Source organism: Photorhabdus hainanensis, assembly GCF_018448965.1.
Classification (GTDB): Bacteria; Pseudomonadota; Gammaproteobacteria; order Enterobacterales; family Enterobacteriaceae; genus Photorhabdus; species Photorhabdus akhurstii.
In genome coordinates this window covers 36,056-51,333 of sequence record NZ_RCWD01000026.1, presented here as the reverse complement: position 1 = coordinate 51,333, position 15,278 = coordinate 36,056, and the positions used below count along the sequence as shown (strand labels likewise).

Sequence of the window (15,278 nt, the reverse complement as noted above, 5' to 3'; positions counted from 1 at the left end):
GTTTGATAGAGGTTTGATTTTTTTAAAATGTTCAGAATTTAAATTTATACGGATTTAATTATGTCTATTAGTAGCAAATCATATGAAATGACAGGGATTCAAAAAGGCGTTTGGATAACCGAGTTGAAACACCAAGGGACCAGCATGTTTAATATTGGTGGTACTTGTAGTGTTGAAACGGAATTGGATTTCACAAGGTTAACTAATGCGATACAGAGAGTGATTAAAGAAACCCAAATTCTAAATTTCACTTTAAATGATGAGATTCCACCGAAATTTATTTTAGATAGCCGAGTGGAAAATAATATCGATTTTATTGATTTTCGTAATAGAGAAAATCCACAAAGAGAATTTGAACAATGGCGCGAAGAGTGTCTGTCTCGGAAAATGGATTTAGGGACATGCTTATATTATTTTTGTTTGTATAAAGTATCTGATTCAAAATGTGGATTTTTAATCAAAATACATCACTTAGTTTGTGATGGCGTGACAATGCAAAATATTATCGCCAGGGTTTGTGAGTGTTATAATAATCCATTGAATGATGTTGTGTATTGTGAGTTTAGCGATGATCAAAGTTACTTTTTAGCATTAGAAGAAAAATATTCATCTAGTCGTCAATATGATAAAGATAAGTTATTTTGGCGTAATTTCCTGGCTGGCAAGGGAGAAAACAGTAATTTTATTTTGGGCAATAGAACTCTTTCAACCAAAGCCATACGGAAAATTTATGATATTCCTCATCAGGTATCAAAGAGAATAAAGCATGTCTGCGCAACATTAGGATGTACGGAAAACGTATTCTACTATGCTGTTATTGCTCTTTTGCTATCCCGGCTTTCAGGGAGTAAACAAGTCTCTTTTGGTATACCACTTCATGGTAGGAAAAAGACCAACCTTGTGCGGAATTCAATGACGGTATCTACTGTTCCGACACAAATAGCCGTGGATGAATACACCGATTTCTCCAGTTTAATTAAATTAGCTTTAGAGAATAATAATCAGATATACCGACACCAAAAATATGATTACACCGAGTTGGTTAAAGAGACGAGAGCCGGGGCATCGGTTAATGATTTATTTGATGTTAGCTACAACTATGCTAACACTAAATATGAGTTGGTTCTCGGTGAATACCCATTGATTGTCGAGGATATATTCCCCGGTGAACAGCAATATTCAATTCAATTCCTTTTTAAAGAGTTATTGAATGAGGGAACGACAAAAATATATTGTGACTACAAAGTAGAAGAATATACGCCGCCGCAGATTGACGTAGTAATCAATTTATTAATTGAGATTCTGGATGAAGTTAGTGTTGATCCACATCGTCAGTTGCTGATGGTTGCACCATTAAAAGAAGATAATCTTCAACTGATTGAAACGGGGGCTAACAATGCCGCACCGACTGCCGCAACGGTGATATCGTTATTTGAACAGAGTGTGGAAAGTAATAAAGATCGGCTGGCAATCATTGAAGAAAATAGATCACTGACTTTCCAAGAGCTTCGGATCTTAGTTAGCACAATCAGCGCTAATCTCTTAAATCACGGGGTTTCTGGCGGATCTCGAGTGGCTATTTTGCTTCCTAAAAGCGCGGAGCAAATCGCAACTTTACTGGCTATTATGGCCGTTGGCGCGACATATATTCCGCTTGAAAAGGATTTACCGCAGGAAAGAATAAAATATATTTTGTCCGATAGCAAATGTGTATTAGTTATTACAAACCCGGATTGGGCATCATTACTGCCGGCAGGTGTTGCTTATTGCGATAGTGCGGCTTTATCTGAAACTTTGCCACAAAATGACTTATTGCCATTACCAGTCAGATGTGAACCGACAAGTGAAGCATATTTAATATATACTTCTGGTTCCACAGGCTTGCCGAAAGGGACAATTATTCGTCAACCAGAGCTTGTGAATTATTGCCGGTGGGCCGCCCAAGTTTATTACCCCGAAAAATCTGATGTAGCGGCATATTATACACCGCTGACTTTTGACTTAACGGTGACTTCACTGTTCCCGGCGCTGATTTCCGGCTCGGCTATTAAGGTATATACAGAAACATCAAACTTTATCCTGAGCGATATTATTCACGATGGCGTGGCGACCGTCGTAAAATGTACGCCATCACATTTACGCGCTATCCAACATGAAATTATCGGCCCTCACTGCACAATTAAGCGCTTTATCGTTGGTGGAGAAAATTTAAAAGTCAGCGTTGCAAATCACACATACCTTCAATTTGGTGGTAAAGCCGACATTTTTAATGAATATGGACCAACCGAAACCGTGGTTGGCTGTATGATTCACCAGTTTGATCCCGCCAAAGATAGCGACGTTTCCGTGCCGATTGGTGAACCTATCGACAATACGCAGATATATATTGTCGATAGTTATGGACGCCATTGTATTCCTTACATGAAAGGTGAAATGGTTATCGCTGGAAATGGCGTGTCCGCCGGTTATTGGAATCGTTCGGAATTGACTCAGAACAGATTTATTACTGATCGATTTTATCCAAGACAACGAGCCTATTTATCCGGTGATCTCGCCTATCGCAACGAATATGGGCAAGTCACTTATTTAGGCCGTATCGACAAACAGGTCAAGATCAGGGGACACCGAATTGAGATCGAAGAGATCGAGACAAAGCTACTCGAGTACAAGGACGTTCAGGATGTCGCCATAGTGATCGACGAAGCTAATGCTGATGCCTCAATCTTAAAAGCGTTTGTTGTTTTGTCGGAGGGATCGGCTGTCAGTGGAGAAGAATTAAAACAGTATTTATCGAGTCATTTACTCCACTATATGGTTCCACAATTGATTAAATGTATTCGTGAAATTCCTTTAACCTTTAACGGTAAAGTTGATAGCGCCAAATTGCTTGAGCTTGAAGATGATAAAATAGGTACTAATGACGATGAGAAAATGAGCGCCTTAGAAATATCGGTGCTCGAAGAGTTTAGACGGGTATTGGGTTGTACAGAGCTATCTATACACAGTGATTTTTATCAATCTGGCGGTGATTCGATAAAAGCTATCCAGTTGGTTACATTGCTCCAGAAAAAAGGCATTAGCGTAGTCGCGAAGGAAGTGCTCCAGTTACCGACGCCAAAATTATTGTGTCGCCATATTGACAGTCGGGCGATATTTATGGAGCCAGAAGAAGCCGTCAAGATATCGACTTTCTCGCCCACGCCAATTATGAAATGGTTTAGCGGCCTGTTGTTAGGAAAGAAAGAGATATACCACCAAATGCTCTCCTTATCTTTCCCATCATGTTTAACTCAAACCGAGTTGGATAAGATCTTGGATGCGTTGGTATCATTCCATCCAATTCTGAATAGCTATGTAAAAGATAAACACTTTACTTTACAAGTACGGGAGGAGATGAGGCATGTTAAAACACGCAGAGTGAATGTGGTGGGGTTTGAGCAACGGGAATATGTGGCGAGAACGCATTTGGAGGCGTCAAGCTGGCCTGGATCTGCGCTATTTCAGGCGATTATCCTTGATGATAGTAACGAGACCGAATTACTGCTTATTGCCCATCATTTGATTATTGATGGCGTATCCTGGCATATTTTGATAACAGACTTAAATACACTGGTTGAGCAGCATTTAAATCATCAGCCGCTTAAATTACGCCAACAAAATAATAATTACGCCAGATGGATTGATTTTACTGAACATTATGCAAAAACAGTCAGCGAGGATGAGATCAATTTTTGGCAACAGCAAATCAGTGGCGCTTCTTTATTTACATATCAAGACTTATATAATCGTAAATTAACGGTGGGTTTGCTAACCAGTGAAATAGCCGGTGTTAACTTTGACAGTTTTACTAAATTATGTGGAATATTGAAACTCAAGCCCAATGAATTATTTTTCTCACTGTTTACCTACTCATTATTTAAAACTTTCAATAAAAATAATTTTACCGTTGAGCTTGAAGGTATCGGAAGAAGTTCACAACAGAGTGAAGTGGATTTAAGCCATAATATCGGCTGGTTCACGTCAATTTATCCACTCATATGCCACTGTGAAGATAATATATCTTCCCATGTAAAAAAGATAAAAATAGCCATGCGTCGGGTTAATGATAATGGTATGGCCTATCAATCCATTCGCCATTGCTCGACAGAAAAACATTTAAGTCGTATTCACAATGTACCGAAGTTCAATTATTTAGGTGATTTTTCCGGATCGGTTCATCAGGGCGCTGTGAACATCAAGTCAATTTACCCTCATGCGATTTCCAGTGTGGATAATATCTATACGGAAGCTTTTGATTTCAATATTTATTGGGAGCAAGGGTGTAAAGTGAGTGTGAGTTACATTGAGCAGTTGATAGATATTCCTAAAATTGAAAATATCATTAATGTCATGGAGAGTAAGCTCAAGGAACTTATCGATTTAAATAATTATGATTTCAAGGATTTTTATATACCCAGTGATTTTCCTACCATTTCATTATCAAGTACTGAACTTGAACAATTAATCTCTGAATTATCTATGCTTTCAATTTAAATTTGGGTTATTAACTTATGACAGATTCATTTGATATTGCCATCGTTGGCATGGCATGCCGATTTCCAGATGCTGAAAACCCAGAGGAGTTTTGGCAAAATTTAATATCAGGAAAAGAAAGCATTAAAAGATTCACGCAAGATGAACTCCTTGCTAATGGTTATAAAGCAGAAGATATCAATAATCCCAACTTTGTAGCGGCTAAAGCGACGCTTGCAGATTACAAATCCTTTGATAATCATCTCTTCGGATATTTAAAAGACGAAGTTGATAAGATGGACCCGCAGTGTCGATTGTTACACGAATGCTGTTGGCATGCATTGGAGAACGCTGCTTATATAGGCCAAAATAGTGATGAAAGAATAGGTCTATTTGCCGGGGCGGCTTCAAACATTCCTTGGATATCGAGTTTATTAAAGAGCAAGCTCACTCCCTCTGAAACATTCGATGTGGTGAATTGGAATTTACCTGAGTCCATCATCACAAGAACCGGATATCGTCTGGGGTTGAATGGACCGGTAGTGGCGATCCACACCGCTTGTTCAACGTCGCTGGTTGCTATTCATACGGCGTGTCAGTCAATTTTAAGCGGAGATTGTGACTTAGCCTTGGCTGGCGGGGTTTCTTTAACTTTACCTCAAGAGTCCGGCTACCTTTATCAGCAAGGCATGGTGCGTTCAGCGGATGGTCACTGCCGGCCTTTCGACATTAACTCCAATGGGACTGTTGGCGGCAGTGGGGTCGGCATTTTGTTGCTTAAGCCTTTGGATAGAGCCATCGAAGATAATGACTATGTTCATGCGGTGATCAAAGGCTCCGCGATAAACAATGATGGTCAGCGCAAAGTTGGATTTACCGCTCCGAGTGTTCAAGGACAGGCGGAAGTGATAGCCAGCGCTCAAATGTTGGCTGGTGTTGAACCGGAGGAGATTAGCTATATCGAGTGTCATGGTACTGCTACTGAGATAGGTGATCCGATTGAGGTATCGGCGCTATCTAAAGTGTTCGGCGACTCGAATCATCTATGCATGCTTGGTGCGGTGAAAAGTAATATCGGGCATCTGGATGAAGCGGCTGGTGTTGCCGGTGTCATAAAGACGGTGATGTCTTTAAAAAATAAGAAACTCGCACCAACCCTTCACTATCAGGCGCCTAACGACAAGCTACATATCGAAGAAACGCCGTTCAAAGTCGTAGATAGACCAATGGAGTGGGCAGTTTCAGGAAATAAGAAACGTATTGCCGGCGTCAGTTCATTTGGTATTGGCGGGACAAATGCCCATATCATTTTAGCGGAAGCGGATGAACCAACCGTTCTGAAAACAGAGGCCGAGACATTACCGAATGTATTCTTGCTCTCCGGTGAAACGCCTGAATCACTCACCAATAATCAACATAATTTAGCTGACTTGCTCCAGACTAAGCAGGACATCAGGTTATCTGACGTTGCGTATGTATTGCAGGAGGGGCGAGTACATCATAAATATCGAAAATCAGTGGTTGCTTCTTCATGCGACGACTTAATTAAAGCCCTGCGAAAACCCAGTTCCCAACCGACAAAAGCGTCTGGGGCAGAGCATCAAATTGTGTTTCTGCTGCCCGGTCAGGGAGCGCAATATACCAATATGGCGCGTGCCTTGTATGATACTCATACAGAATTCCGGGATATTGTTGACCATTGCCTTGCGATAGCGTCTCACCATTTAGGTGAATCTCTGAAAGAGAGATGGTTTACCGATGGTGTTGCAAATGAATTACAGAAAACGAAGTACGCTCAACCTGCCATTTTTATTGTTGAGTATGCGCTCGCTCGTTGCCTGATGGAACCTGGCGTTCAACCCTCAAGCTTGCTTGGTTACAGCTTTGGTGAATTGGTCGCCGCGACGATTGCGGAGGTGTTTTCCTTAGAAGATGCCATTAATTTTGTGATTGCTCGTGGCAAACTCATGCAAGATTTGCCAACCGGGGCGATGTTGAGTATCCCGCTGCCTGTTGCAGAGGTTAACGCCATATGCCCGGCAGGAATAGTTGTGGCGATTGACAATAAAGACTCGTGCGTCGTATCGGGATCGGAAGCAAATATCGAAGAGTTCGCAGCGATACTTAAGAAAAAACGTATTCTGACCACGCCAATCAAGTCTAAACATGCGGCGCACTCGCCAGCGATGAAACAAATTAATGGCGCACTCCAGGCTGTGATAGCTCAATTTAATCTCAGTGCGCCAAAGATCCCGCTCATTTCTTCCGTGACGGGACTGCCGTTAACCGCCTCGCAGGCAATGTCAGCGGAATATTGGGCAGAACAAGCTGAACGTACAGTTTGTTTCGTTAAAGGATTTGAGCACCTGATTGAAAAACACAAAGCCTCTATTTTTATTGAAGTGGGTGTTGGCCGCGATCTGATCAATCTCACACGGCGATATCTCTCTCAAGATGATTCTAAGGAGGATCGTTCTAATGTGCTTATCCAGTTACTGCCAGAAGAGATCAAAGCGCCAGATCTTCCTTATTCATATTGGGGGGCGTTGGGTAAACTGTGGCAACAAGGCGTTCAGATTGACTGGCATAAGGTGCGATTTACCGATAATTGCAGGCGTATCCCATTGCCCGGATATGCTTTCGATAGAAGCGTTTTTTGGCCCAAGGAAGCAAATTTCCTGAATATTTTCTCTAACGCACCAAGCGCAATAGAAGCAGAGAAAAAAGTTGAACGGAAAGGGCGGATGTCTGACTGGTTTTATCAACATGGCTGGAAACAACAGCCGTTGAGCACATCAAATGCGCCAGCAAGTGATGAAACAACGCTCTTGCTACGACTCGGGCAGCCATCGGCGCCAACATGCTGTATGGAGAGTAGCTTACAACGTTACTACAAGAAATTAATAAAGATTCATGTGGGCAACGAGAAGGTGTTTGATCTGGATGGCGAAAACCAAATTAGACTCGATAACCAAGAAGACTTTAATCAATTCTTTAAGTTGCTCGAACAGAGTCATGTTTCTGTATCGAACATTGTTATTGATTGCATTGACTCAGCGCTGGCTGTCGATGAATTGCTGTCACAGATTCTTCATCTCTTAAAGTCATATCGTGCGCAAACAGCCAACAGTATTCTTAAAAATATCACTTTGCTGGTGAAATATGCCGTCGTGGTATGCAATGAAAAGAGCATTGATCCATCATCAGCGGCGGTTATGGCAATCAGCACCGTGATCCGGCAAGAGTTTCCAGATTTATCTTGTCGTGCGATAGATGTTGGCGATATGGCAACAGATTGCGGGGCGACCAAGTTACTTGCTGAAATTGCCTATGGTGGAAGCGAGACTGTCGCATATCGCAATAACAGAAGATGGTGTGAGGATTTCGTTCCTTATATGCCTTTAGCCGATCGAAATCACGCCAGCCTGAAAAAGGAAGGGACTTACTTATTGATTGGTGGCGCGGGCTTTATTGGTAAAACGTTTTCAAATTACCTCGCTAAAGAATATCAAGCTAATTTAATTATTACGTCGCGCTCTAGTGCTTATTTGGATAATTCTTGGCAACAAATAGATAAACAGGCTTCTTCGTTGCAGCTGATCCAAGCTGATGCGAAAGAATTGGATGCCATGTCTGAACTTGTTCAAAACGTCATTAAAGATCATGGCAAGATAGATGGCGTATTCTACCTGGCGGGAATTACAGGAGAGGCTTCACTAAGGTCTATTATTGAAACTGATAAGGCTTACATTCAGGCGCATCTTGAAGCTAAGCAAAAAGGAATTAAAGTCTTAGAGCAAGCGTTAGCGGAAATTGATTATGATTTCTGTGTTGTTGTTTCATCACTTGCCCCAATCTTGGGGGGACTTGGTTTCTATGCTTACGCTGCCGCTAGTGCTTATTTAGATGCGTTTGTCATTCAGCACAACCAATATAACCAGAATAATTGGACATTGATCAATTGGGATGGTTGGGAAGTCGCGGTAAAGAGTGACATTAATGAAAAAATTGGCGCCAGTTTGTCGCACTTATTGGTAACGAAAGAAGAAGGTATCTTATTACTGGCTGATGTACTCAATTATCAAGAAAAAGACGCTTTAATTATCTCGACCGCTGATATCAATGCCCGCATTGCGCAATGGTCTAAACCAAGCCAATTTGAAGAGCAAGGGAATGATAATAGCAATAAAGAGTATTCAGGCAGGCCAGATCTTGAATGTGATTTTATTACCGCTGGTAACGAAATTGAAACTCAGTTGATTGGAATATGGGAAGCGTTTTTACGTATCAAGCCGTTAGGCATAGAGGATGATTTCTTCGATTTAGGCGGCAACTCTCTTAAAGCGATCACTTTACTATCGCAGATACACAAGAGCTGTAATATTGATGTGCCATTGACCTATTTCTTCAAACATCCAACGGTCAAAGAAATTGCCGAATTTGCCGGAAGTCAATCCGAAACATCGGGATATCAGGCGATTCAACCTGTTGCTGAACAGGATTCATATCCATTATCTCCCGGTCAGAGACGTATCTATTTGCAACAAATGTTTGATAAAGGATCTGTTGCTTATAATGAAACCGCGGTTTTTAATATTGTCGGCCACTTGGATATAGCAAAATTCAGTGAAACGCTACAGAAGTTAATCCAACGACATGAATCCCTTAGAACTTCGATAATATTAGTTAATGGCGAGCCGAGACAAAAGTGTCACAAAGAACCTACTGTTGAACTCAAGCATATTAAATTCAACACAGCAGGATTAAATCCGCTGCAAGTTAAAGAGCAGATAAAGCAGTTAATAAGACCATTCAACCTACATAAAGACGCGTTAATTAGGCCAATTCTTATTGAATTAAAAGAATATGAATATCTATTCTTCTTGGATATTCACCACATTATATCTGACGGCTTATCTCAAGATATTTTCGTGAGAGATTTTCTGGATATCTATCAGGGGGTAGAATTAGCTCCTCTTAATATACAGTACAAAGATTACACTATTTGGCAAAGTGAAATAGCAAATAGTTGTAGGGTATTAGCACAAAAGGATTTTTGGTTAGAAAAGCTGAAAAACATACCAGAAATTAAACTCCCATGTGATTTTGAACGGGAACATATCACAGATGATTGTGGGGAGAGACTTTACTTTTATTTAGAAAATGAAACTACAGAACGATTGGTTAATATGTTCAGTAGAGATGGTGCGACCAATTTCATGATCTTCATATCTACCTACTACTTGCTATTAGCGGATTTAACAAAGCAGACGAAATTTTGTATTGGAACGCCCATATTAGGTAGGCCGCAAAGTGAGTTGCAAGATGTCATAGGTATGTTTGTCAACCTTCTGCCAATTCCATTTGATTTTGATGAAACGACAACTTTTAGAGATTTAGTTAACTCTGTTGCTGATGTTGTTGTCTCATCATTTGATAATGCTAATATTCAATTTGAAGAAATCGTTAAAGCAATAAATATAAAACCAAAGAAAAATAGGATGCCGATATTCGATACCGTATTTTCATATATGAATATTGGCATGGCTGATTTTGAAATGCCTAATTTGAAGTTAAGCCGATATGAAATAGAACAAGAAAGTTCCAGATTTGACCTGGCGTTCTTTGTGAAAGAAATAAATGGTGGATATGAATTTAGCTTTGAATATAAGAGTGCATTATTTACCAGTGAAAAGATTAAATTTTTCATAGAGCGATATATTGATCTGGTCAATAATATCTTAAATCATTCGGATGTTGCTATTTCTGAATACGTTAAGCATGCAGAAGTGAATTTGGATATTCCTAAAGATGAGAGTCTTTTAGAATTTAACTTTTAGTGGATTGATATAATGGAGTGAAACCCGCTCCATTTTGCTACCTATCTCAATAGGGCTATTTTATTTGCCATTTTGAACCTGGGCAGTGCTCAAAATCCTCACGTACTACGTGTACGCTCCGGTTTTTCCGCGCTGTCCGCGTTCAAACTGCCTGCAACAATTACGCCCATTGGGATAGGCACTTATTGACGTTTTTAAAAATATGAAAAATTTTATAGATATTAACAATAGTAAAAATGCTGATGTTCGGCTCTATTTGATTCACCATGCTGGTGGTTCGCACATGCTTTATCGACCTTGGTCACATTTATTGCCGGGCTGGATAAAGTGTATCGCTCTTGAGTTACCGGGAAGAGGCATGGGTTTTGGTGAGCCGCTCCCGGAATCTATGGAACAGGTCATCGAATTATTTTTGAATCAAATTCAGACGGATAAGCCATTTGCTATTTTCGGCCATAGTATGGGTGGCCTTATCGCGTATGAATTAACGTTAAGGTTACAGAATTTAGGTCTGTCCCCTGTTTGGTTAGGTATTTCAGCTTTCAAACCTCCGCACTTAAAAAATAAAGAGAATTTATCTCGTGCGTCATTCAATGATGATCAGTTAACCGAATATCTTGAGAAATTGGGCGGTTCGAAGGACTTTTGTGAAGACCGTGTGGTGATGAAAATGATGTTAGATATTGTGCGGAGTGATTTTAGAATAATAGAGTCCTGGCGTATGAGTGATGCGAAAATTAGTGATAAAACGACAGTACATAGTTTTTCCGGCCTATATGACGTTGCAGTCACTCCTCAAATGATCTCTTCCTGGCAAGATTATATAAATGGTAAATTCCTTCATAGTACTTTTGATGGCGATCATTTTTACCTTAATAGTTTTTCAAGTAGCTTGATAAATAAAATAGCAAGCGATCTGAATTTCAATCGGTGATTTATATGAAATATGTGATTATTTGGACATTGGTTTTTAGTGATAAATGGAATGCTTTAAATCGTTCTCAAAGAGAGCAATTGCAGAATGAATCGCTGCCTGAAATTCTGGTGAAGTACCATGATTTTATTAGTCTTAGAACCGTAGACTCGGAAGGGTTTTCTGCTGATTTTCAAGATATTGTCATTATTGAGACAGAAAGCTTGGAACATTACTACTGTATGCTCCAGGATATGCGAAATACAACCGTAATATCAGATGGGTATTTGAAAATTTCCAATATATTAATGGGCATAGAAAATGCCCATGAAGTATATAAGTCACATAAAATATAATGGAATGGACGGATTAGAAAATGCCTGTGAATTATAACATTGTCGCTTTAAGTCCAATGCAAGAAGGGATGCTTTATCACTCCATTGAAGAGGGCAGTAAAGATGTTTATGTGACAAACTTTACCTTAACCATTGCTGGTCTGATTGATGAAAAGAAATTAGAAATTGCGTGGAATAGAGTAGTATCGGAACATCAAGCATTACGAACGGTTTATCGCTGGAAAGGGTTAAGCCATCCAGTTCAGATTATTTTTGACAATAAACCGCTTCACATAGATTTCAGAACATTTGAAAATAATAGTTATAGGGCAGATCAAGAAAATATTAATGAGATAGTTTTTCAAAAAACTGAAATTGACTTAGAACGTTGCCCAATCAAAATTAATTTATATAAAGTAAGCGAAGATAATTATATTCTCCATGTTCAATATCATCACATTTGCATGGATGGTTGGAGTCTGGGTCTATTAATAACTCAACTTTGGGATTATTATGATCATCCTCAATTAAAATGTGTTGGCAAAATTTTTGATTATCAAGATTATATTGCTCATTTAAATAAAGTGAGGCAATGTAATAAAGCCAGAGGATTCTGGACTGGCACTATATTTCAGGACGCGGCAATGAGTTTACCAAGTAAACAAAACTTGCTCTCAAAAGGCGTTGGTAAAATTGAATGTACATTAGATAAAAATTTAATAAACGCGGTCGAGTTATATTGTAAAAATAATGGATTTACGCTGGCTATTGCAATATACGCAGCTTGGTCAATTGTTTTAGCTAAATATAATGATTCTGAGTCCATTTGCTTTGGTACCACAGTATCCGGTAGAGATAATTTAATTTCTGGCATTGAAAATAGCATTGGTTTATATATTCAAACACCGCCTTTGTTAATTGATAATTTATCCAGTCAAATGACGCTTTTAAGCATCATGAAGAGCGTACAAACCACGATATTGGAGCGGGATGCTTATAAAGAGTATCCAATATCTGAAATACAAAGCGTTAATAAAATAAAACATAATCTTTTTGATAGTATTGTGGTGATAGAGAATTACCCAATTTCAAGAAGGTTACAACAGATGTCAACCAGTGTGGATATTCTTTCATATACAACGTCTGAAACCACAAATTTCAATCTGAGCTTAGAAGTCAATTTACTTGACTCCGCGATTTTAAAACTCAGTTATAATGCTGGAAAATACGAACAATATTTTATTAATAGCATCCTGAAACAGTTCACCAGAATATTAAAATCGATAGCGTATAATGCAGAAAAAACATTATCTGAACTCGGTTTCTTAGATGAAAAGGAATATAATCAGTTAATTATTGATTTTAATAATAATGATGTTTCATTACCTGGGCCTGCTCACTTAACTTTCGCATGGCAGGCGGCGGTAGAAAAATATCAAGATGATATCGCCATTAGACAACAAGGTATTAGCGTTACTTACGCGGAACTTGATGAGCTATCTAACCAAATTGCAAACAATCTCTATTCAAAAGGTGTTAAGTATCAGGAGCTTATTGCAGTTAAATGCCGTGCTAGCATTCATACGATAGCGCTGTTAATTGCGATAAATAAATTAGGTGCGGCCTATGTTCCGATTGATATATCTACTCCGGAAGAGCGGGTAAACAAGATTTTATCTAATGGGATTAAACATATTATTTATCATGATGATTTGCTCAGTTTATCGAAGGTAAACGAAGGTGGCGATCAACGACCAAATTTGGCATACTCTGAAAATGACCTTGTATATACTATATTTACCTCAGGATCTACCGGAGAACCGAAGGGAGTGATGCTAGAACACCACACGGTTATGAACTATATCTACTGGGCTATTAGCGCCTACCATTCAGAGGGTTATCGTTCGGTTTATCCTTTGTTTACCAGTCTTGCGTTTGACTTAACCGTGACTTCTATTTGGTGCCCGCTAATTTCTGGCGGAGAAATAGAAATTATCGATAAAGAGTCATTTGAAGCGTTGCAAGATGTGGCTAAGAGCCAAAATCTAAGTCATGTCAAGATCACACCTTCGCAATTAAATCTACTTAATCAAATCTGTGATAATAAAAGTTCATTACAGACGTTTATTCTCGGCGGCGAACAATTAGAAAGTCAATTGTGTAAAGAAATCACGGATAAACTGAAACCTGGCGTAACTATTTGTAACGAATATGGCCCGACAGAAGCTACGGTTGGTTGTATGATCTATCGATATCAACAAGATCAACAAGAAAACCCGGTTGTTCCGATAGGTAGACCGATAAATAACGCGAAAATATATATTTTAGATAAAAACTTGCATCCTCAACCAATAGGTGTTCCCGGTGAGATTTATATCGGGGGAAGAGTCCTTGCCAGAGGATATTTGAATCGGCCGGATTTAACCGCTGAAAAGTTTATTGATAGCCCCTTTGATCATAAATCAAAACTATATAAAACCGGTGATTTGGCTTTTTTTAACGGTGAGGGTGACATTGAATATATCGGTAGAGTAGACAATCAAATAAAATTGAGAGGCTATAGAATTGAGCTAGATGAAATAGCGACAAAAATAAAGTCATATGACGCATGCCGTAATGCCGTTGTGGTTATCAAAAAGGTTCATGGAGAAGATCAGCTAGTTGCTTATTACGTTTCTAGTCAAAATATTGAAGAGAATAGCCTAAGACGTTATTTATCTGAATCTCTTCCTAATTACATGGTGCCTGGCATATTCAAAGCGGTGGATGAAATTAAATTGACAACGAATGGGAAAGTCGATTTAGCAAGCCTGCCTGATCTTGATTTAACGAACCAAAATATTGCTGATTTAGAGGGTTCAAGTTATAAAGATAAAGTACTTGAGGTATTCTCCTCAATTTTAGAGGTAGATCAAATAGACCTTAAAACCAGTTTCTTTGATTTGGGAGCTAACTCAATAAAACTGCTTAGAATTACAAATGTTTTGAATGAGTTCCTGCCTTTCCCGTTAAAAGTTGTCGATTTCTTCACATACACGAATATGGCGACTCTTATTTCCTATATTGAGTCCGGTGAAAAACAGGAAATAAACCTGGTCAATAAAGAAGAGGCTATGTCGAGACGAGACCGACTAGCGGAACGTCGTGGAAAAATGAAGAAAAGAGTCAGTTTTACTCATTAATAAATATGGAGATAAATAATAATGACTTTACAATCTATTAAAAACGTAGTCTTAACAGAGTTGAATGGCGATGCGGAAGAGATAAGAAGAGTTGTAGATATTTGGTATCTTGCTTCGCTCAAGTGTCATCACTTTGTTAGCGAGAGTTTTTGGCACTCATGTAAGGAGGATATGATGAATATATATATTCCTGGCGCTGAAACTGTAGTTGCCAAATATAATGATGAAATTGTTGGGTTTATCAGTTTGGTTGATAATATTCTGGCGTCAATATTTGTGCATCCTGATTTTCAAGGTAAAGGGATTGGAAAGACATTACTATTCGATGCCTTCGGTAAAAGGAGTGATTTGGTTCTCAACGTTTATTCAAAAAATAAACTGGCGAGAGATTTTTATAAAATGAATGGCTTTGTCGAGGAAAAAGAAGGTGTGGATGAACATACTGGTGAGTTAGAAATTACGATGAAGTGGAATGGCTAATTAACTTTAAAGATGA

At 39.1% G+C, this 15,278-nt stretch carries 6 protein-coding genes; all 6 read left to right on the top strand.

Features of this window, described 5'->3' with window-relative positions; translation table 11 throughout:
* Positions 1-60 precede the first annotated feature (60 nt).
* Positions 61-4,533 carry a non-ribosomal peptide synthetase gene (locus EAE92_RS15950; RefSeq protein WP_214068789.1) on the top strand — a complete coding sequence of 1,491 codons (4,473 nt, stop codon included), beginning with the start codon at positions 61-63 and terminating at the stop codon, positions 4,531-4,533.
* 17 nt (positions 4,534-4,550) lie between these two features.
* Positions 4,551-10,352 carry a type I polyketide synthase gene (locus EAE92_RS15945; RefSeq protein ID WP_214068788.1) on the top strand — a complete coding sequence of 1,934 codons (5,802 nt, stop codon included), beginning with the start codon at positions 4,551-4,553 and terminating at the stop codon, positions 10,350-10,352.
* Positions 10,353-10,554: 202 nt separating this feature from the next.
* Positions 10,555-11,286: a thioesterase II family protein gene (locus EAE92_RS15940; RefSeq protein ID WP_214068787.1), complete on the top strand. Its 732-nt coding sequence runs from the start codon at positions 10,555-10,557 to the stop codon at positions 11,284-11,286.
* A gap of 5 nt (positions 11,287-11,291) precedes the next feature.
* A complete protein-coding gene (locus EAE92_RS15935; RefSeq protein WP_214068786.1) occupies positions 11,292-11,621 on the top strand; it encodes a darcynin family protein in 330 nt (109 codons plus the stop codon).
* 20 nt (positions 11,622-11,641) lie between these two features.
* Positions 11,642-14,782, top strand: coding sequence for a non-ribosomal peptide synthetase (locus EAE92_RS15930; RefSeq protein ID WP_214068785.1), 3,141 nt, complete (start codon positions 11,642-11,644; stop codon positions 14,780-14,782).
* A 21-nt stretch (positions 14,783-14,803) separates the two neighbouring features.
* A complete protein-coding gene (locus EAE92_RS15925) occupies positions 14,804-15,262 on the top strand; it encodes a GNAT family N-acetyltransferase (protein ID WP_214068784.1) in 459 nt (152 codons plus the stop codon).
* Positions 15,263-15,278: the final 16 nt, after the last annotated feature.

Coding starts and splice junctions, on each gene's coding strand:
- EAE92_RS15925 (WP_214068784.1), top strand. CDS start 14,804: ATGACTTTACAATCTATTAAAAACGTAGTCTTAACAGAGTTGAATGGC.
- EAE92_RS15940 (WP_214068787.1), top strand. CDS start 10,555: ATGAAAAATTTTATAGATATTAACAATAGTAAAAATGCTGATGTTCGG.
- EAE92_RS15930 (WP_214068785.1), top strand. CDS start 11,642: ATGCCTGTGAATTATAACATTGTCGCTTTAAGTCCAATGCAAGAAGGG.
- EAE92_RS15935 (WP_214068786.1), top strand. CDS start 11,292: ATGAAATATGTGATTATTTGGACATTGGTTTTTAGTGATAAATGGAAT.
- EAE92_RS15945 (WP_214068788.1), top strand. CDS start 4,551: ATGACAGATTCATTTGATATTGCCATCGTTGGCATGGCATGCCGATTT.
- EAE92_RS15950 (WP_214068789.1), top strand. CDS start 61: ATGTCTATTAGTAGCAAATCATATGAAATGACAGGGATTCAAAAAGGC.